At 44.2% G+C, this 19,895-nt stretch carries 19 protein-coding genes; 13 read left to right on the forward strand and 6 right to left on the reverse strand.

Features of this window, described 5'->3' with window-relative positions; translation table 11 throughout:
* Positions 1–5: 5 nt before the first annotated feature.
* On the forward strand, positions 6–635 hold the full coding sequence (locus HPC40_RS07560) for a chalcone isomerase family protein (RefSeq protein WP_208118885.1): 630 nt from the start codon (positions 6–8) through the stop codon (positions 633–635).
* 29 nt (positions 636–664) lie between these two features.
* Here HPC40_RS07560 and HPC40_RS07565 read toward each other — a convergent pair whose 3' ends face one another.
* Positions 665–973, reverse strand: a complete 309-nt coding sequence (locus HPC40_RS07565; RefSeq protein WP_208118886.1) for a DUF4298 domain-containing protein — start codon at positions 971–973, stop codon at positions 665–667.
* Positions 973–3,531 carry a penicillin-binding protein 1A gene (locus HPC40_RS07570; RefSeq protein ID WP_208118887.1) on the reverse strand — a complete coding sequence of 853 codons (2,559 nt, stop codon included), beginning with the start codon at positions 3,529–3,531 and terminating at the stop codon, positions 973–975. The genes HPC40_RS07565 and HPC40_RS07570 overlap by 1 nt, the downstream gene beginning before the upstream one ends.
* Positions 3,532–3,650: 119 nt before the next feature.
* Here HPC40_RS07570 and HPC40_RS07575 point away from each other — a divergent pair, with 119 nt between their 5' ends.
* From HPC40_RS07575 to HPC40_RS07610, 8 genes are all read left to right on the forward strand, one after another.
* Entirely contained in the window at positions 3,651–4,457 is an 807-nt protein-coding gene (locus tag HPC40_RS07575; protein ID WP_208118888.1) for a hypothetical protein, read from the forward strand.
* Positions 4,450–4,983 carry a hypothetical protein gene (locus tag HPC40_RS07580; protein WP_208118889.1) on the forward strand — a complete coding sequence of 178 codons (534 nt, stop codon included), beginning with the start codon at positions 4,450–4,452 and terminating at the stop codon, positions 4,981–4,983. Before HPC40_RS07575 ends, HPC40_RS07580 begins: the two co-directional genes overlap by 8 nt.
* The gene (locus HPC40_RS07585; protein ID WP_208118890.1) at positions 4,976–5,512 is read left to right on the forward strand and encodes a hypothetical protein; all 537 of its coding nucleotides are present in this window, start codon (positions 4,976–4,978) and stop codon (positions 5,510–5,512) included. The genes HPC40_RS07580 and HPC40_RS07585 overlap by 8 nt, the downstream gene beginning before the upstream one ends.
* Complete coding sequence (locus tag HPC40_RS07590) at positions 5,509–5,853, forward strand: hypothetical protein (RefSeq protein ID WP_208118891.1); 345 nt, start codon at positions 5,509–5,511, stop codon at positions 5,851–5,853. The genes HPC40_RS07585 and HPC40_RS07590 overlap by 4 nt, the downstream gene beginning before the upstream one ends.
* A gap of 8 nt (positions 5,854–5,861) precedes the next feature.
* A complete protein-coding gene (locus HPC40_RS07595) occupies positions 5,862–7,172 on the forward strand; it encodes a type IV pilus secretin PilQ (protein WP_208118892.1) in 1,311 nt (436 codons plus the stop codon).
* Positions 7,173–7,374: 202 nt separating this feature from the next.
* A complete protein-coding gene (gene aroK / locus HPC40_RS07600) occupies positions 7,375–7,908 on the forward strand; it encodes a shikimate kinase AroK (RefSeq protein ID WP_208118893.1) in 534 nt (177 codons plus the stop codon).
* 8 nt (positions 7,909–7,916) lie between these two features.
* Positions 7,917–9,008, forward strand: coding sequence for a 3-dehydroquinate synthase (aroB, locus tag HPC40_RS07605; protein WP_208118894.1), 1,092 nt, complete (start codon positions 7,917–7,919; stop codon positions 9,006–9,008).
* Positions 9,009–9,010: 2 nt separating this feature from the next.
* Positions 9,011–9,856 (forward strand): Dam family site-specific DNA-(adenine-N6)-methyltransferase, encoded by an 846-nt coding sequence (locus tag HPC40_RS07610; RefSeq protein WP_208118895.1) that lies wholly within the window; start codon positions 9,011–9,013, stop codon positions 9,854–9,856.
* On the opposite strand, the gene HPC40_RS07615 is transcribed toward HPC40_RS07610, so the two are convergent.
* Complete coding sequence (locus HPC40_RS07615) at positions 9,853–10,161, reverse strand: DciA family protein (protein WP_208118896.1); 309 nt, start codon at positions 10,159–10,161, stop codon at positions 9,853–9,855. The two genes, HPC40_RS07610 and HPC40_RS07615, sit on opposite strands and share 4 nt — an antisense overlap.
* 97 nt (positions 10,162–10,258) lie before the next feature.
* On the opposite strand from HPC40_RS07615, the gene secM reads away from it, so the two are divergent.
* From secM to mutT, 3 genes are all read left to right on the forward strand, one after another.
* Positions 10,259–10,555 (forward strand): secA translation cis-regulator SecM, encoded by a 297-nt coding sequence (gene secM / locus HPC40_RS07620; RefSeq protein ID WP_208118897.1) that lies wholly within the window; start codon positions 10,259–10,261, stop codon positions 10,553–10,555.
* 63 nt (positions 10,556–10,618) lie between these two features.
* Positions 10,619–13,318, forward strand: coding sequence for a preprotein translocase subunit SecA (gene secA / locus HPC40_RS07625; RefSeq protein WP_208118898.1), 2,700 nt, complete (start codon positions 10,619–10,621; stop codon positions 13,316–13,318).
* 47 nt (positions 13,319–13,365) lie between these two features.
* Positions 13,366–13,776: an 8-oxo-dGTP diphosphatase MutT gene (gene mutT / locus HPC40_RS07630; RefSeq protein ID WP_208118899.1), complete on the forward strand. Its 411-nt coding sequence runs from the start codon at positions 13,366–13,368 to the stop codon at positions 13,774–13,776.
* A 7-nt stretch (positions 13,777–13,783) separates the two neighbouring features.
* Here mutT and HPC40_RS07635 read toward each other — a convergent pair whose 3' ends face one another.
* Together HPC40_RS07635 and mltF are read right to left on the reverse strand one after the other, a co-directional pair.
* A complete protein-coding gene (locus HPC40_RS07635) occupies positions 13,784–13,933 on the reverse strand; it encodes a hypothetical protein (protein ID WP_208118900.1) in 150 nt (49 codons plus the stop codon).
* Positions 13,934–13,973: 40 nt separating this feature from the next.
* Complete coding sequence (gene mltF, locus HPC40_RS07640; protein ID WP_208118901.1) at positions 13,974–15,452, reverse strand: membrane-bound lytic murein transglycosylase MltF; 1,479 nt, start codon at positions 15,450–15,452, stop codon at positions 13,974–13,976.
* 176 nt (positions 15,453–15,628) lie between these two features.
* Here mltF and purL point away from each other — a divergent pair, with 176 nt between their 5' ends.
* Complete coding sequence (gene purL, locus HPC40_RS07645) at positions 15,629–19,519, forward strand: phosphoribosylformylglycinamidine synthase (protein WP_208118902.1); 3,891 nt, start codon at positions 15,629–15,631, stop codon at positions 19,517–19,519.
* A gap of 127 nt (positions 19,520–19,646) precedes the next feature.
* Here the strand turns inward: purL and HPC40_RS07650 are convergent.
* Positions 19,647–19,895 (reverse strand): OmpA family protein (locus HPC40_RS07650; RefSeq protein ID WP_208118903.1); only part of this gene is annotated, 249 nt, incomplete at its 5' end.

Raw genomic sequence — 19,895 nt, forward strand, 5'->3', positions numbered from 1 at the left:
CAAGTATGACATTCAACTGGTTAAAACCCTTGCTCTTTTGCGCATTGCTCAGTGTGAGTCAAATTAGCTTAGCACAATGGATTCCTCTCGGTACGGTTGATTATAAATGGGGTCCGTTTCATATTTACACCATTACCTTATTTAGCGAAGATGGACAATATAAAACAGCGCAGCGTCCATTAATGCTAACATTAAAATATGCTAAACAAGTTGAAGGTAAAAATTTTGCTATCACATTAAAAAAAGAGCTCGATGGGATCGCCCCTGATACGCCGAAAGATACGCGTGAAAAATGGTTCGAAAAATTAGAACAAGCATTACCTGATTTTCACCCTGAAGATAGCTTAAGCTATATCGCACTTGAAGATACAGGGTATTTTGTGTTGAATAATACGGTATTAGAGCCTCAGTTTAGTCCTGAATTTAATCAGGCATTTTTAAATATCTGGCTTGCCGATAATAGTAGCTTTAAGCGTTTACAAGCCAAGTTGTTGGGCAAAGACAAAGAAAACGCACCGCCCCATATGGCGCAACCACAACCCGAAAGTGAACCTGTGGATACGGATATGAAAGATCCAGAACGCTCTGATCCTGAAGGCAAAAAAGCTTCTGAAGCACACCCCGCCACTACATAACAAAGTGCGGTCAAACCGCACTTTGCTTTTTATAACGCCTTTGCTAATCGCTTCAACCACGCAATTTTAAGCTGATGAAATTCAGTACTCACATGCCAAATACTATCTTCTCCACTGCTAGCAAAATGTTTGTTTACCTGCTCAAGACGTTCTCGTTCTGCAAGCCAATTACCTTCAAAATAAAACGCTTCTAATGCTTTAATATTCCGCTCGGCAGCTTTCCACTGTTTTTCAAATGCAGCTAGCATCTTTAAATCTTGCTCGGCTTGTGCTAACCGCTTATCCATCTCGGCAAACGTGGCACACACCTCATCAAGTGTTTTTTCTTGTTGTTCCATTAAAATAACTCTTCTGCCTGTGCGCCTGCGCCATCACCGCGATCAATCATAATTTGATAACCGCGCTCTTTAATATGGCGTTTCACTGGTTCTGTTCCTTTAATAAAATACTCGGTGAAACCACCACCCAACAAGCCACTGCTTTTATCAATCCGTTTTTCCACAATATTTTCAGGCGGCACATCGGCTCGTTGTGGCACATCTTTTAATACCGCTTGCATATAACTTTGCCACGCTGGCATTGCGGTGATTGCACCCGCTTCACCACGCCCGAGATCAAACTTATTATCGTCAAATCCAACATATACCGCGGTGGCTAAATCAGCCCCAAATCCTGCATACCATGCCACTTTATTATTGTTAGTAGTTCCTGTTTTTCCGCCAACGTCCTCACGTTTAAAGCTGTTACCCATACGCCAACCTGTGCCTTTCCAGCTACTTCCTTTTTCACCATACACAGCAGTATGCAAAGCACTACGCATTAAAAATGCCAGCTCACCTGAAATCACGCGTGGTGCAATCTCTGGCGCTTTATTGTCTGAATCTGCAAGAAGTTTTGGTGCTTGCGTATCATCTAGCTGCTTGTTTTCAATGTGTAATTCAGGAATATCTGGCACACTGTCAACGTGCTGATCAGGCTCACCGTCCACTTGCGTGTCCTCACTGACCGCACTTTCACTTTTTTCTTCTGGTGTATCCAAGAATGCCAATCGCTCTTGCTCCCCATAAATCACGGGAATATCATTGCAGGTAAAACAAGCCACCTTCGGATTTGCCTGATAGATTGTTTTCCCTTCATTATCTTCAATTTTAGAAATCAAATAAGGGTCAATCAAAAATCCCCCATTATCAAACACGGCATACGCTCGCGCCATCTCCAGTGGTGTAAAAGATGCTGCGCCCAATGCCAATGCCAGCGTGGCTTGGTATTGATCACGCTTAAAACCAAAACGAGGGAGGAAATCCGCCACATAATCAATGCCCACCATCTGTGTGGCACGCACCATCATCACGTTTTTCGACTGCCCCAAACCTTGACGCAAACGTAATTGCCCATCATAACGGTTGGGTGAATTTTTCGGTGACCACGGCTTTTGCCCTTTGATGTAAACCGTAATTGGGCTGTCATTCAAAATCGTTGATAATGTCAAACCTTTATCCAATGCGGCAGCATAAATAAATGGCTTAATGGATGACCCCACTTGCACCATTGATTGGGTCGCACGGTTAAATTTACTCTGCCCATAACTAAATCCGCCCACAATCGCCACAATGGCGCCATCGTGACTGTTGAGTGAAACCAGTGCAGAGTTTGCATTTGGAATCTGTGCCAGCACCCACTCTTGTTTGCTGTTTTGACGAAGCCAAATTTGATCGCCTGACCGCACTTTCATATTTTTTGCCGTCGCTCCCGCCCATTTCATCGCCGAAAGTGGTAAATCCAATGTGTTTCCATCTGCCAATAACACATGAGCTCCTTGTGCATTCGTTGACAGTACGGCAGCTGGAATTAAAGGCTGACTATCTGGTAATTTGCGTAAAAAACCTGTAATGCGTGCCTCGTCCCAAGGTGTCTCATCACTTTTCCATAACGGTGCACCGCCACGATAGCCATGGCGCATATCATAATTGATCAAATTATCGCGAAGTGCGGTTTGCGCATCACGCTGATCGGCAGATTTGATGGTGGTGTAAACTTTGTAACCTTTCGTGTAAGCATTTTCTTCGCCATACAATTTGACCATCTCTTGGCGCACCATCTCCACCACATAATCCGCTTGAAAATCCAATTGGCTACCATGATAACGTGCAGTTAATACTTCATTCTTCGCAGCAGTATATTCCTCTTTGGAAATATAACCTTCATTGAGCATACGCCCTAGCACCACATTACGACGCTCTGTCGCACGCTTAAGGGAATAAAGCGGATTCATGGTTGATGGTGCTTTAGGTAGTCCTGCGATCATCGCCATTTCGCCTAAACTCAGCTCTTGCAAGGTTTTACCGAAATACGTTTTCACAGCCGCCGCCACGCCATAAGAGCGGTAACCAAGATAAATTTTATTCAAATAGAGGTTTAAAATTTCATTTTTATTGAGATTTTTTTCAATTTCAATGGCCAGCACTGCCTCTTTTACCTTACGTAACAATGTTTTTTCAGGAGAAAGGTAAAAATTACGCGCAAGTTGTTGAGTGATGGTGCTTGCCCCCTGCGATGCACCACCGTTGGTCACCGCCACCCACACTGCTCGCGCAATGCCGATAGGATCTAGCCCATAATGCTCATAAAAACGGCTATCTTCGGTTGCTAACACTGCATGAATGAGTTGCTGTGGAATATTATCTAAGGCAACGGGAATACGTCGCTGCTCACCAATTTCGCCAATTAATTGATTATCTGCGGTGTAAACCTGCATAGGTTGTTGCAATTCGACTGTTTTAAGTGTTTTGACATCAGGCAGCTCTGATTTAATGTGATAATACATCACCCCCACCGCAACGCAGCCAACAATAATTAGCGTCAACAATGAACTTAATACTATTTTTACGATCTTCATCGAAAATATCTCTCTTGCCAATCGTGGTTTTGCCCCAGTTACGCTATAACCATTAAGCGAAACCAAGCAACATAAATTTAATTAATAACCTTACTATGATACCGCAGGATTGGCAAACTATGGAAAATTTTCTCGCATTTTTTGCACACGCACGTCGTAAAAAGCCGATCATCGGGCTTGCACAAGAAGGCGAAACCCTCATATTGAGCTACGTTGACCAGCACAAGACTGCCCATTATGCACAGCTCACTACACACGCAAATTCAACCGCACTTTGCCCTTTTGATGGATTAACCACACCCTTAAAAACATGCACTATTGTTAGCACACTACCCGTTGACCATATTTGGTATAAAGCCATTATTATGCCTACAAGCACACCTGCTACACGACACCAACAGGTGCTACATATTTTGCACGAAAACTTGCCAATACCTGTCTCAAGGTTGAATTTTGACTACCATATCACGCCGCTACAACACATCGGTACTCGCCGTCAGATTGACTGTATTGAAATGATTGCTTGCCAACGAGAGCATATTCACCAGTTACGCCAACAATGCCATCCTCTGCCCCTAAGTGCGGTGGATTATCTGCCATTTGCGTTATTGCGTGCGTTTATATTTTGTCTGCACGAGCTTGCCTCCAATACCTTATGCGTGTATATACAAGACAATTTCTGCTGTTTGTTATATCCACAACCCGCACAATTACATCATCTGTATCACCACACGATCGAAAGTGCGGTCAACATATGGCACCAACGTCATCGCGAAAACCCCATCGATCACCTTGTGCTATATTGCCCACAGCACCTTACATTTACTAACCCATTTCAGGTCGCTGAAATACGCATTGATCCTGTTCAATATCCCCATTTTCTCGCACTTGGCTGTGCGTTATGGCAAGGAGGCAACCATGCTTAATTTATTGCCTTGGCGAGAAAAAAAGCTCACACAACGCACACGCAAGCTGACCGCTTGTTATCTCTTAATCATGGTACTTTCTGTCTTAACCGCACTTGGATTACAGCAGCAATGCAAGTCCATGCAAGATAAGCTCAACCATTCACGCACAACACTCAGCCAATTGCGTAGTGAAAACCAATTACAGCAACAACGCATTAACTTGCTACAAAATAGCCAACGCTCAGATAAACAAAGCACCTTGATCGCAGACAAAGTGCGGTTTATCACATTTATACGTCTACTGAGCCAACTTGCACTGCAACAAGGCAAACTCACGCTTGCCCAACTGGATGCAAGTGATCCAATACAACATTTGGTGATCGAAGGCGAACAGTTAAGTGAACAAGAATTTCAGCAGCTGCAAGAAACACTCACACAACACTGGTTAGCACAAGACCACCATCACACGATTAAATTAGCAGATTTCAATGCCGATCAACACGGTATTTCTTTTCGATTAGTGAGTGGAGAAAGTGATGGCTAATTATCTTCAGCCTTACGGCAAGCTCTGGCAATGGGCATATCTGCCTTGTCGGTGGCATATCCTCATTAGCCTGTGTCTTGCCTGCCTTATTACAGTACAAAGTGCGGTGCAATATCAGCGCATCAAAACAGAACTGACGACTATAAGTGTAGAGCTACAAGCTCAGCAACAAAAATACCGCCAAAAACAGCAAGTGCTAACGATGCTAGCGAAAAAACGTGCGGATAAATCGAGTTCTTTAAAACAGAAAATGGCGACCGTTGTACCAACCATTAATCGACAACTACTCGCCTATGTGGCGCAATTTCCGCACATCAGCTATCACACCCCACAATGGCAATTTGATAACCAAACCACACTTGGCTTGCAATTTTCTGGCGCGTATTTGACCTTAGAACAGCTATTGCCAACGCTATTTGATCAATTTGATACGCTAACGCCAATTCGCTTAACGTTACAGCCGCACACTACGCAACATCATGTGTTCGCCACCATTGATTTTTACATTATTGATAAGGAGCTGCAATGAACCGCACTTTTCATTTTTGCCTCACCGCACTTTTACCTATACTCGGCCATGCCGCTAGTGATCCCTTTCATCACCAAAATACTACTGTGCCTGACATAGCAGTTGCTTCCCCTTGCGGTGAAACCCCGTTAATACAAGATAGCACTATTGAACAATACAAACCCGTTGGGCTGATCGTATATCAAGATAAACCGCACATTTTGCTCAAACTCGCCAATGAGCTTATTGTTGCGGAGATCGGCAATGTGCTGGGCGGTGAATGGCAAATCAGCAAAGTGCACGAACATCGGATTTATCTGCGTCATTGCCGTCAACATAGTGAAAAAATTTGGCAATTATAAGGAGCGTTATGCGTTATTTAATTTATGTATTCTGTGCATTATACGGCATAAGTGTCTACGCGAAACCTATTTCATTATGGCTAAAGCAAGCCCCGTTAGCCGATACGCTACAATTGCTGGCTATGCTAGATGATAAAAACATGATCATTGATGATAATGTGCAAGGTAATGTGAGTTTACGCTTACACAACACAAGTTTTACCCAAACGTTAAATAGTCTTGCCAAAATGCACAAATTGAGCATCAGCCAAGAAGGTGATACCTATTTTATCGCCAAGCAAACACCTTCCAATACACATCCTCAACATGTGGTCAGTGCAGAAAATGGACAGGATATGCAAACAAAACGCATCAAATTGCGTTATGCCAAAGTCAATGAAATTCTAGATGTGCTCAATCCGAAAACAGGCAGCCTGCTTTCTTCACAAGGCAAATTGAGTGGCGATCAACGTAGTAATAGCCTCATTTTACAAGACACGCCAAGCCAATTACAGCGTATAGCCAACTTGATTGGTGAACTTGACCAACCGAGTCAACAAGTACTGATTGAAGCACGCATTGTGACGATTAGTGATGAAAGTATGCGTGAACTTGGCGTACGCTGGGGGCTATTTCAACCAACAGATACCGCAAGTGCGGTTACAGGAAAACTGGGGGCTAATGGCTTTAGCAATATCGACAATCAACTCAATGTCAATTTCGGCAATAGCTTCGCAACCGCCGCAGGCGTGACATTACAAGTGGCAAAAATCAATTCACATTTGTTGGATTTGGAGCTAACCGCACTTGAGCGTGAAAATAATGTTAACATCATCGCAAGCCCACGTTTGATCACCACCAATAAACAAAGTGCCAGCATTAAACAAGGTACTGAAATTCCTTATGTCATTAACGCGAAAGATTCACAAAATGTGGAGTTTCGAGAGGCCGTTTTAGGGCTTGAAGTCACGCCTCAAATCTCCCACGATGAGCAAATTCTCTTGGATTTGACCGTCAGCCAAAATGCCCCAGGTAAAAATATTGCATACGGTGAAAATCAATTAACCACTATTGATAAGCAAGAAATCCAAACCCAAGTCGCCGCTAAAAATGGTGAAACCATTGTTCTTGGCGGCGTGTTCCACGACACTATTAGCGATCACCAAGATAAAGTGCCATTACTAGGCGATGTGCCAGGGATTAAACATCTCTTTTCGCGAGACAATAAACGTCATGCAAAGCGTGAACTGGTGATTTTTGTAACACCGCACTTAGTAAAAAATGCCACTCAGCCAAATCGAACACCACCAGCTACAAAAGCGTTCCATTACGGTTTTTAACAAAAAATGGTAACAGTTGCTGAAAAATGTTGAAAAAGGGGGCGTTTTATTGCGATAATTAGCCCCTTAAATTATTTGTTGAAGTGTTAGGGGTTATTTTCTTTCCTAATAAATTATCTTGAGTTACTCGCCCCTCTCCTTTAACTTGCCAGTGGTCGCAACTGCGGCTTTCCAATCACTAACGAATAAGAATACAATAACAATGGCAGAAAAAAGAAATATTTTCTTAATTGGACCTATGGGTGCTGGCAAAAGCACCATTGGTCGTCAACTTGCACAAAACTTAGGTATGGATTTTGTTGATTCCGATTTTGAAATTGAACAGCGTGCAGGTGCAGATATTGGCTGGATTTTTGATGTTGAAGGCGAAGACGGCTTTCGCAAACGTGAAAGTCGCATTATTGATGAACTGACTCAGCGTCAAGGCATTGTGCTATCAACTGGTGGCGGTGCGATTATTTCAAAAGAAACCCGCAATCACCTTTCCGCCCGAGGAATCGTAGTGTATCTTGAAACCACTGTTGACAAACAATATGAGCGCACCTTGCGTGATAAAAAACGCCCTTTATTGCAAGATGTAGACGACCCACGCCAAGTGCTAGAAGATCTTGCCAAAGTGCGAAATCCATTATACGAAGAGATTGCCGATATTACCATTAGCACAGATGAACAAAATGCACGCACTATGGCAAATCAATTAATGGACTTAATTGACGAATTTACCTCTATTAACTAGGATATTTTATGACATCGGTGAGCGTTGAACTCAAAGATCGCAGCTACGCTATCACAATTGGAGAACATTTATTACAAGATCCAACTGCTTTCGCACCACTAAAATGCGGTGATCAGGTAATGATTGTGACCAACCCAACCGTAGCCGCATTTTATCTTGACACGGTAACCCATACCCTAACCACACTGGGTTGCAATGTTTCGTCTGTTCAACTGCCAGATGGTGAACAATATAAAACCCTTGATTCCCTTAATCTTATTTTCACCGCACTTTTAGAACAAAAACATGCACGCGACACCACCATTTTAGCCCTTGGTGGCGGAGTGATAGGCGATGTAGCAGGATTTGCGGCGGCGAGTTTTCAACGTGGCGTGCGTCTTATTCAAGTGCCAACAACCTTACTGTCTCAAGTCGATTCTTCCGTTGGTGGAAAAACCGCTGTCAATCATCCATTAGGCAAAAATATGATTGGCGCATTTTATCAACCTGTTAGTGTGATCATCGACACCACAACCTTAAACACACTACCCATGCGAGAAGTGTGCGCGGGGCTGGCTGAAGTGATTAAATATGGTGCGATTTTAGACTATACGTTTTTCTGTTGGCTAGAGCAAAATATCAACAAATTACTTGTCCTTGATCCCACCGCACTTGCCTACTGTATTCAGCGTTGTTGTGAGTTGAAAGCAATGGTCGTTGCAAATGATGAAAAAGAACAAGGACAACGTGCATTGCTTAATCTTGGGCATACCTTTGGACACGCTATCGAAACCCATTTAGGCTATGGACATTGGTTACATGGTGAAGCGGTAAGTGCGGGAATGATGATGGCAAGTGTACTTTCGCATCGTTTTGGTGATCTCACTCGTGAGGATGTGGCGCGACTAGAAAAATTACTCGCACACGCCAATCTGCCGACGATTTCCCCTGATACGATGACCGCCGACGATTATCTACCGTTGATGATGCGTGATAAAAAAGTGCTGAAAGGACAACTGCGGTTAGTCTTGCTTAAGCAACTTGGGCAAGCCTATGTCGATGTAGTTGATGATATTGATAGCGTAAAAGCGGCTATCAATGATTGTAGTCAATTCGACTAACAATGAAGCACAGTACGAGACTTGGAGGCAAACATCGTCCATTTTTAAAATGGGCGGGGGGTAAATTTCGTTTAATTCCTGAAATTAACAAGCTACTTCCCAAAGATAAATCGTGTCTCATTGAGCCTTTCGTTGGCGCAGGTTCGGTTTTTCTCAATACGCAATTTGAACGCTATATTCTTGCTGATCTCAACCCCGATCTCATCTCACTTTTTCAAATTATTCAGCGTGATGTCGCACATTTTATACATGAAAGCCGTCGCCTATTTGAATGTGATGATGCCAATAGCGCACATTTTTATTACCAACAACGCAGTGCTTTTAACCAATCGAATGACCCATTTGAGCGTGCGTTGATTTTTCTTTATCTTAACCGTTTTGGCTATAATGGCCTGTGTCGCTATAACAGTAAACAACAATTTAACGTCCCTTTTGGTTCTTATGTTAAACCCTATTTCCCCGAAGACGAAATTCGGTTTTTTCACCATAAAGCGCAACGAGCAACCTTTTTATGTGTCAGTTTTGAACACAGTTTCGCCCTTGCTGATGAAAGTGCGGTCATTTACTGCGATCCACCTTATGCGCCATTGGCTCAGTTATCAAATTTCACCCATTACGCTGGCACAGCATTTGGATTAGAACAGCAGCAAGCCCTAGCCCAGCTTGCACGTCAAAGTGCGGTCGAAAAACGTAGCCCTGTGCTGATTTCCAATCACGATACACCTTACACCCGTAAGCTATATAAAGGGGCAAAGATCAAAAAAATGATGGTGCAACGCCATATTAGTCAAAATGGCATGCAACGTGATAAAGTCGGGGAATTGTTAGCCTTATTTAAGGCAAATTAACCTTGCGAGCGCATTGCAGGGTTCAGCTGAAAATCAATCTCACAAACCTCTAAATATCGCTTTGCCAGCTCAATGATTTGTGTCCGTTGAAACAATAATGCTTGACGTACAACCGCACTTTGCACCTCACAACACAGCACTCCTGAGCGAAAATTGATTACGCGAAAATACCCTTGCAACTGGGCAGGCAAAACACGTTGCAATTCCGCATTAACGGCATTGATTGCACTAGCATGCTGCGCAATTTTGCCCAATGTACTTTGTGCCAAAATGGTTGTAATATTTTTTGTGTGATTACGTTTCATCGCTTGTTTTTTCGAAAATTAACACCATATCTATGACAAGACTGGCGGATTGCTTTATAATGTCTGCAATTTTATTTTCTGTGATGTAAGGCGTTTCATGTATCGTAGTAACACAAAACCGCACTTTTGGTCGCAATTATGGTTAGGCATTATTGCGATCTTTTCAGTGTCTGTCAACGCCCAGCCTTCTACTGCCACAGAATATCGCCAAGTTTATCACGTCTCACAGCAGTGCGTGCATCAATATGAACAAGGTTCAGCATGCACACCACAGCTTAACCGCACTTTGCCGCAACGTGATCGCAGTCAAGTGCATTTTCTTTATGCTTATCAACAATACTCTGCGCCTGATCACCGCAATGCACCCATTCGGGCAGGTCCACAATACGTATAACACGTTATTTTTCACTCGCTCAGGCTCTGCCTGCTTTAGTCATTTAAACAGAAAAAATGTATTATGTTAAAAACAATTGCAACCAAATTATTTGGCAGCCGTAATGATCGTGTGCTGCGCCGTTTAGGAAAAATCGTTAAACAAATCAACCAACTTGAACCTGATTATGAGGCGTTAAGTGATGAGCAATTGCGGGCGAAAACAGATGAGTTTAAAGCTCGCCTTGCACAAGGGGAAACATTAGAAAAAATTCTACCTGATGCCTTTGCAACGGTACGAGAGGCAGCAAAACGTACGCTGGGGATGCGTCCATTTGATGTACAACTGTTGGGAGGAATGATCTTAAATGATCGTTGCATCGCCGAAATGCGTACGGGGGAAGGGAAAACCCTTACCGCCACCCTGCCATGTTATCTGAATGCGTTAACAGGACGTGGCGTGCATGTCGTGACGGTTAATGATTACCTCGCACGTCGTGATGCAGAAACCAACCGTCCATTGTTTGAATTTTTAGGCATGACCGTCGCCGTCAATGTGCCAGGGCTTTCAGGCGATGAAAAACGCGCAGCATATGCCGCTGATATTACTTATGCAACGAACAGCGAGCTGGGCTTTGATTATTTGCGTGATAATCTTGCACACTCGGCACAAGAGCGTTTCCAACGTCCATTATTTTACGCACTTGTGGATGAAGTTGACTCCATCTTAATCGATGAAGCACGCACCCCGCTGATTATCTCTGGGCAAGCGGAAGATAGCTCTGAACTTTATATCGCGATTGATAAATTGATACCGCACTTAGTCTTTCAAGAAAAGGAAGACACCGAAGACTATACAGGCGATGGTGATTACACCTTAGATTTGAAAAATAAACAAGCGTTTCTCACCGAACGTGGACAAGAAAAAATTGAACAATTGTTAATCGAAGCAGGATTAATGGACGAAGGCGATTCGCTCTACTCTCCGTCAAAAGTAACGCTGTTACACCACGTTTATGCCGCATTACGTGCACATACATTATTTGAGCGCAATGTCGATTACATTGTGAAAGAGGGTGAAGTCATTATTGTTGATGAACACACCGGGCGTACAATGCAAGGCCGCCGTTGGTCTGAAGGGTTACACCAAGCTATTGAAGCCAAAGAAGGGGTGCAAATCCAAAATGAAAATCAAACCACCGCCTCAATCACCTACCAAAACTATTTCCGTTTGTATGAAAAATTGGCAGGTATGACAGGAACCGCCGATACAGAAGCCTTTGAATTTCAACAAATTTATGGTTTAGAAACCATTGTTGTTCCAACAAATAAACCAATGATTCGTGATGATCGTACTGATTTAATGTACAAAAGCGAAGAAGAAAAATTCAACGCCATTGTCGCAGACATCAAAGATGCTGTAGCACGCAACCAACCTGTGCTGGTGGGTACTATTTCGATTGAAAAATCGGAGTTATTGTCAAACATTTTAACCAAAGCAGGCATTAAGCATAACGTGCTAAACGCTAAATTCCACGCCCAAGAAGCCGAAATTGTGGCACAAGCAGGGGCACCTGGTGCTGTAACCATTGCCACCAATATGGCAGGACGTGGAACAGATATTGTATTAGGTGGAAACTGGAAAGCCGAAATTGCAGCACTGGATAATCCAACCCAAGAACAAATCGATAAAATCAAAGCCGATTGGGAAGAGAAAAACCGCATTGTGATGGAAGCGGGTGGCTTACACATTATCGGTACAGAACGCCATGAATCACGCCGAATTGATAACCAATTGCGTGGGCGTTCAGGGCGTCAAGGCGACCCTGGCTCATCACGTTTTTATCTTTCGCTTGATGATGCGTTAATGCGTATTTATCTGAATGAAGGCAAACTGAATATGATGCGAAAAGCCTTCAGTGAACCTGGTGAGGCGATGGAATCTAAACTGCTTGCCAAAGTTATTGCCAGTGCACAAGCAAAAGTAGAATCGCATAATTTTGATGGGCGCAAAAATTTATTACAATTCGATGATGTGGCAAATGATCAACGCCACGCCATTTATGCACAACGTAATGATTTGTTGGATAATGACGATATTTCCGACACCATTAAGGTGATTCGTGAAGATGTGTTCAATCGTGTGATCGACCAATACATTCCACCGCAATCATTAGAAGAGCTATGGGATGTCGAAGGCCTAGAGCAACGGTTAAAAAATGATTTCGGACTTGATTTACCGTTAGTTCACTGGTTAGAAGAAGATAATAACCTGCATGAAGAAACCTTGCGTGAGCGTATTCTTGATGCCGCGATTGCTGATCATCAGCAAAAAGAGGCCTTAGTCGGCGCGGAAAATATGCGCCACTTTGAAAAAGGCTTAATGTTGCAGACCCTTGATGAATTGTGGAAAGAACACTTAGCGGCAATGGATCACCTCCGCCGCGGTATTCACTTGCGGGGTTATGCCCAAAAAGATCCAAAACAAGAATATAAGCGTGAATCATTCCAAATGTTCACCGAAATGCTTGATGCACTGAAATTCTCCGTGATTAGTACCTTATCAAAAATTCAAGTGCGTACCCAAGAAGAGGTTGAGCAAGCCGAGCGTGAGCGTCGTGCATTAGCGGAAAAACAAGCCGCTGCCATGCAGTATCATCAAGAAAATCCTGATGCTGAAGACCAAAGTGCGGTTGCAGGCGATGTGCAAAAAGTTAGCCGCAATGCACCTTGTCCATGTGGTTCTGGCAAAAAATATAAATATTGCCATGGACGATTAAAATAAAACGCACAAAGGCAGGCCATCCTGCCTTTCATTTTATGGAACACAAGATGACAAAATCCCCATTAAAACCGTTAGTGAAAGTTGCCGTGGGCATCATTCGCAATGAATTTAAACAAATTTATCTCACCCAACGCTTAGAAGGCAAAGATTTTGCCCAAAGTTGGGAATTTCCAGGTGGGAAAGTTGACGCAGGCGAAACGGAAGAACAAGCACTTGCACGAGAGCTGGAGGAAGAAATTGGTATTATGATCCTCAATTATCGCCTTTATGACCGCTTTCAGTTTGAATACCCTACCAAAATGATTGAACTGAGCTTTTATCTTATTGAAGAGTGGGTTAATCAGCCATTTGGGCGTGAAGGGCAAGAAGGCTTCTGGATCGAACAACACGCCCTTGATGTGGGGCAATTTCCCCCAGCAAATAAACGTATTATTGAACGCCTATTGCAAGAAAACTGACCGCACTTTACTCTTTTTCAGCCAAAAATTGCAGCCAATGGCGTTCATCAATGCGGCTTTTAATCCGCCGATTATGCCGCATACGCAATAAACGACGACGGTTTTGCATGAGCGACAAAGATGGTTTTTTCTTAAACACGGTGCGAGAACGTTTCATACTCAAGCCTCAATTTCTACTATAAGCGTGGCTGGCAACGCTAATTCTCATTCGTACTAACCTCACGTACGGCTTCTTTGGGCGTAACCGCACTTTGCTCTTCTTGCTCGACAAGCTCTGGAGTGTCAGAACCAATCGCTTTTTCCAGCTCTTTAATGCGATAATGTTTACGAATATTGTTCATATAACGCCGAATATTTTCCACATAGGCGTAGGCTTCGTAGCCTCGTGCATAGCCGTATTTCAGCTTATCATAATAGCGTTTTTCTGCTAAGAGTGGCAGATTTTTCTTCACATCTAACCAATTATCTGGATCCCCTCCTAGCTGTTTCGTCAACCGCCGAGCATCCAGTAAATGCCCCAGCCCCATATTATATGCTGCCAAGGCATACCAAATTTTATCTTCTTTATGGACAGTATCAGGAATTTGGCGCATTAACATATGCAAATATTCCGCCCCACCACGAATGCTTTGTTCAGGATCTGTTCTATTTTGCACTTTCATACGCTCTGCGGTTTCTTTCGTCAACATCATCATACCACGCACTCCCGTTGGGCTGGTGGCATTTTCATTCCAGTGAGACTCTTGATAAGCAATCGCCGCCAGTGTATACCAAGGTAATTCACCGCTGTATTTTTGAAAAAGTGCGGTGTATTTTGGAAGCACATTGTCAATCGCATCAAGATAGGTGCGGGCATCCACATAATCAAAATTTTGCAGATGATTGAAATATTTTTCTTCCAAACGTGCCACCACACCTTGCTCTAACGCTGAGTGCATAAAATCAAGCGATGCGGCTTGCAATTCACTGTAACTGTTTTTCGAAAAATACCAATGCACCGAAGCCTCATCACTCACATCAAATGCCACAGAAAGATTAGGCTTGATTTGTTTGATGGATGCAACATCAATTGAACTGGCGATAGCATAAGGTGCTTTGCCATCAGCAACCATTAACAGCATTTCCTCTTGTGTAACGCTTTTATTGACCTGCCATTGCAATGTCGGATAATTGCCTTTTTGTGCACTTAAAAGTGCGGTCAGTTCTTGGGAATACGGCACCAAAATCGGCACTGTAATATCCGCAAACGATTTCGGCCGCTCCGAACCTTGACGATACACCAACTGCCATGATGCAAAGGTATAACTCGGGCCGAGTTGAAAATCTGCTGTACGGCTAGGTTGATAACGCAAGCCTGCCGCCGCCATATCAATTGAGCCTGCTTTTAACGCCTCAAATAACTGATTATTATTATCCAAGCTCTCAATTTTGAGCTCTACCCCCAAATAATCAGCAAATGCTTTACTTAATTCGTATTCTAAGCCTTGTGGCGCATCCGTACCAATAAAATAGTAAACAGGATTATTTAATGTACCAACAACCAACTCTCCCTTTTCTTGAATCGTTTGGTAGTGATTTTTTTCGCTAAGCATAATTTTTTGCCACGGGGTAGTCATATCTATTGCCCACAGCAATAGACCCAGCGCAAAAATCATTCTTAGCACTAATCCTTTCACGGCTTACTCCTCTTTCTCAATTTTTGCATTCTAACGCGGATTATAACGAAAACCAACTGTGTTATCCCCCAACAAGGCACAGTTTACGTGAAAACATAAAATCAAAATTGCTGATTAGTGATTCCTCGCTTATAATATGCACAATTTCCCTCCCTCAGCAATGGTATGGTACAAAAATGATGCAAACATTTCGCGGTTCACCCGCACTTTCTGATTTTCGACTACAACACCTGACTAACCTATTTCGTGCAAATAATTTGCCCATCGACGAATGTTATGCGGAATACGCGCATTTTGTCGATCTCGACAGTGCACTTGATGAGCGTGAATATGCACAACTAACCGCACTTTTGCATTATGGTCCAACCTTGACTGAGCATGCCCCACAAGGGGAATGCGTCATTGTTATCCCACGTTTTGGTACGATTTCATCGTGGTCATCCAAAGCCACAGACATCGTCCACAACTGTGGTTTAGCTAAAGTCAAACGTATAGAACGGGGGCTGGCATACTATCTGACCTTGTCTGCGCCATTAACGGCTGAGCAGCGAGAGACACTCCATCGCCTTCTACACGATAGAATGTTAGAAACCACAATCACCTCGCCTGATCTTGCCAACGCCCTTTTTGAAAACCACCAACCGAAACCGTTCACTGTTATTGATATTCTCACCCACGGAAAAACCGCACTTGAGCAAGCCAATCTCGACTTGGGGCTTGCGCTGGCTGATGATGAAATTGAGTATCTCTTTACCCAATTTAGCGAACTGAAGCGCAATCCTATTGATGTTGAATTGTATATGTTCGCACAAGCCAACTCTGAACACTGTCGCCATAAAATTTTTAATGCCGACTGGATTATCGACGGCAGTGCACAGGCAAAATCATTATTCAAAATGATTAAAAACACCTATGAAAAAACGCCTGATCATGTGCTCAGTGCGTATAAAGACAACGCAGCTGTCATGGAAGGCTCACACGTTGGACGTTTTTTTGCAGACCAAGATGGGCAATATCGTTACCACCATGAACGCACCGATATTTTAATGAAAGTGGAAACACACAACCACCCCACTGCGATTTCCCCTTTCCCTGGTGCTGCTACAGGTTCAGGCGGGGAAATTCGAGATGAAGGCGCAACAGGACGTGGCTCAAAACCAAAAGCAGGCTTAGTCGGTTTTTCCGTTTCCAATTTGTGCATACCGCACTTTAATCAACCTTGGGAACGCCCTTTAAGCAAACCATCACGCATTGCAAGCGCATTAGATATTATGCTACAAGGGCCGTTAGGTGGTGCTGCCTTTAATAATGAATTTGGTCGTCCTGCCCTGCTTGGTTATTTCCGCACATATGAACAATGCGTTAATACTCGTGGTGAAGATGAAGTGCGTGGCTACCACAAACCTATTATGCTAGCGGGTGGCTTGGGTAATATTCGCACCGAACACGTTGAAAAAGGCGATATTCCTGTTGGTGCGCAATTAATCGTACTCGGTGGCCCCGCTATGAACATTGGGCTCGGTGGCGGTGCCGCCTCATCAATGGCAACGGGTAAATCAAAAGAAGATCTCGACTTCGCCTCCGTGCAACGTGACAACCCTGAAATGGAACGTCGTTGCCAAGAAGTCATCGATCGCTGCTGGCAAATGGGCAACGATAATCCTATTTTATTTATTCACGATGTAGGTGCAGGCGGGCTTTCAAATGCCATGCCAGAATTAGTCAACGACGGTGGTCGTGGCGGCAAATTTGAATTGCGTAATGTGCTGTCTGACGAGCCTGGCATGACGCCGCTGGAGATTTGGTGTAATGAATCACAAGAACGCTATGTGCTCGCCATTGCGCCTGATCGACTTGACCAGTTCCGCGCCCTATGCGAACGTGAGCGCGCACCATTTGCGGTTATTGGGGAGGCCGTCGAACAACCACACTTAACCGTGCATGATGCCTATTTTGACAATAAGCCGATTGATATGCCACTCAATGTCTTACTCGGCAAGCCACCTAAAATGACGCGTGATGTGCAAAGTGCGGTGGTAAAAAGCCACGCATTGACATTAGATCAGATCGATCTCAACGAGGCGGTTGAGCGTGTTCTACGCCTGCCTGTCGTTGCTGAAAAAACCTTTTTAATCACCATCGGCGATCGCTCAGTAACGGGAATGGTCGCACGCGATCAAATGGTTGGTCCGTGGCAAATTCCTGTTGCAGACTGCGCCGTAACGACCGCCAGCCTTGATAGCTATTTTGGTGAAGCTATGTCTATCGGCGAACGCGCACCCATCGCATTATTAGACTCTGCGGCATCGGCGCGTATGGCAGTGGCGGAGGCTATTACCAATATCGCAGCAACTCACATTGGCGACATCAAACGCATTAAACTGTCTGCTAACTGGATGGCAGCAGCGGGGCATCCAGGGGAAGATGCTGGGCTATATGCCGCAGTGAAAGCCGTTGGTGAAGAACTTTGTCCAGCACTGGGATTGACTATTCCCGTGGGTAAAGATTCCATGTCAATGCAAACACGTTGGAATGAAAACGGCGAACAAAAACAAGTTACAGCACCGCTGTCGCTAGTTATCAGTGCCTTTGCCCGCGTTGAAGATGTCCGTAAAACCGTTACGCCACAACTGCGTACTGAACATGGCGAAACCGCACTTTTATTACTTGATTTAGGCGAAAAACATAACCGCTTAGGTGCAACTGCTCTGGCACAAGTTTATGCACAATTAGGCGACAAACCAGCCGATGTGGTCGATGTCGCAAAACTCAACGGCTTCTATAATGCAATTCAAGCCTTAGTTGCACAAGGATTGTTGCTTGCCTATCACGATCGTGCTGACGGTGGCTTAATCACCACATTATTAGAAATGGCATTTGCTGGACATTGTGGGCTCACGCTCGACATTAGTTCACTCGGTGCTGAACCATTAAGTATTTTATTCAATGAAGAACTCGGTGCGGTTATTCAAGTGCGTAAAACAGACCTTGATGCCGTGCAACGCATTCTCACTGAACATCATTTAACCGCACTTTGCCACTCCCTAGGTTCAGTGCATAACAATGATGACATCCGTATCACATTCAATCATGACCTTATTTTCCAACGCCAACGTTCACAATTACGGGGCATTTGGGCGGAATTAACGTGGCAAATGCAACGCTTGCGTGATAATCCTGATTGTGCTGATCAAGAGTTTGAAGCAAAAAAAATGCCCGACGACAAAGGGTTTAGTGCGCATTTAAGCTACGATCCAAGTGACGACATTTGTGCTCCATTTATCGCAACGGGCGTACGCCCGCGCATTGCGATTTTGCGTGAGCAAGGGGTAAATAGCCATGTTGAGATGGCCGCTGCATTTGACCGTGCAGGCTTTGATGCCATTGATGTGCATATGAGTGACCTAAGTGCAGGGCGATACACCCTAGAACATTTCCAAGCCCTTGTGGCGTGCGGCGGTTTCTCCTATGGGGACGTACTCGGTGCAGGCGGTGGCTGGGCAAAATCCATTCTATTCAACCCACAACTGCGTGAACAATTTAGTCAATTTTTCTCACGCGACACCCTCGCTTTAGGGATTTGTAATGGCTGTCAAATGCTGTCCAATTTAGTGGATATTATCCCAGGCACAGCACATTGGGGACGATTTGTGACCAATAAATCGGAACGCTTTGAAGCCCGCAGTGCATTAGTGAAAATTGTCGAAAATCACTCTCCGTGGTTTGCTCAGATGACAGGTTCACATATGCCAATTGCTGTGGCACATGGCGAAGGTCGTCTTGAACTTCAGCACTCTACGCAGTTGGCAGAGTTATGGCAAAACAAGCTGGTTTGTGCGCAATTTGTAGACAACAATGGCAAACCGACTGAACGTTACCCAGCTAATCCTAACGGTTCTGCCGATGGTATTACCGCACTTTGTAACCAAGATGGACGTGTTGCTATCATGATGCCGCATCCTGAACGTGTTTTCCGTACAGTGAGCAACTCATGGCACCCAGATAATTGGGGAGAGGATGGGGCTTGGATGCGTTTGTTCCGCAATGCCCGTGTTGCCTTAAAATAAGATAAGATGAGTGAGCGGTTGCCCTGTAACCGCACTTTTTATACCTCACTACCCCAAAGTGCGGTTACAGGCAATAAAAAACCGCACTTTCATTGACTAAAGTGCGGTTTTAATCTATGCGTCTTCGCTACTGTTTCGCTGAAATCACCACGCGGCGGTTCGGGCGTAGGCAGTCTTTCAAGGCTTGACCACTTTCGCCATCACATGCCACCACTTGGTCCGCTTTTCCGAAACCATGGGTGCTGATGTTCTGCGCTGGGAAGCCTAAATTCGCCATATACGCTTTCACTGCATCTGCTCGGCGTTGTGAGAGTTTTAAGTTGTAGCTCTCTGAACCTAAACGGTCGGTGTAGCCATCCACCGTTACGGCAGTGAT

Origin of the sequence: Spirabiliibacterium falconis (assembly GCF_014885015.1) — a bacterium.
Taxonomy (GTDB): Bacteria; Pseudomonadota; Gammaproteobacteria; order Enterobacterales; family Pasteurellaceae; genus Spirabiliibacterium; species Spirabiliibacterium falconis.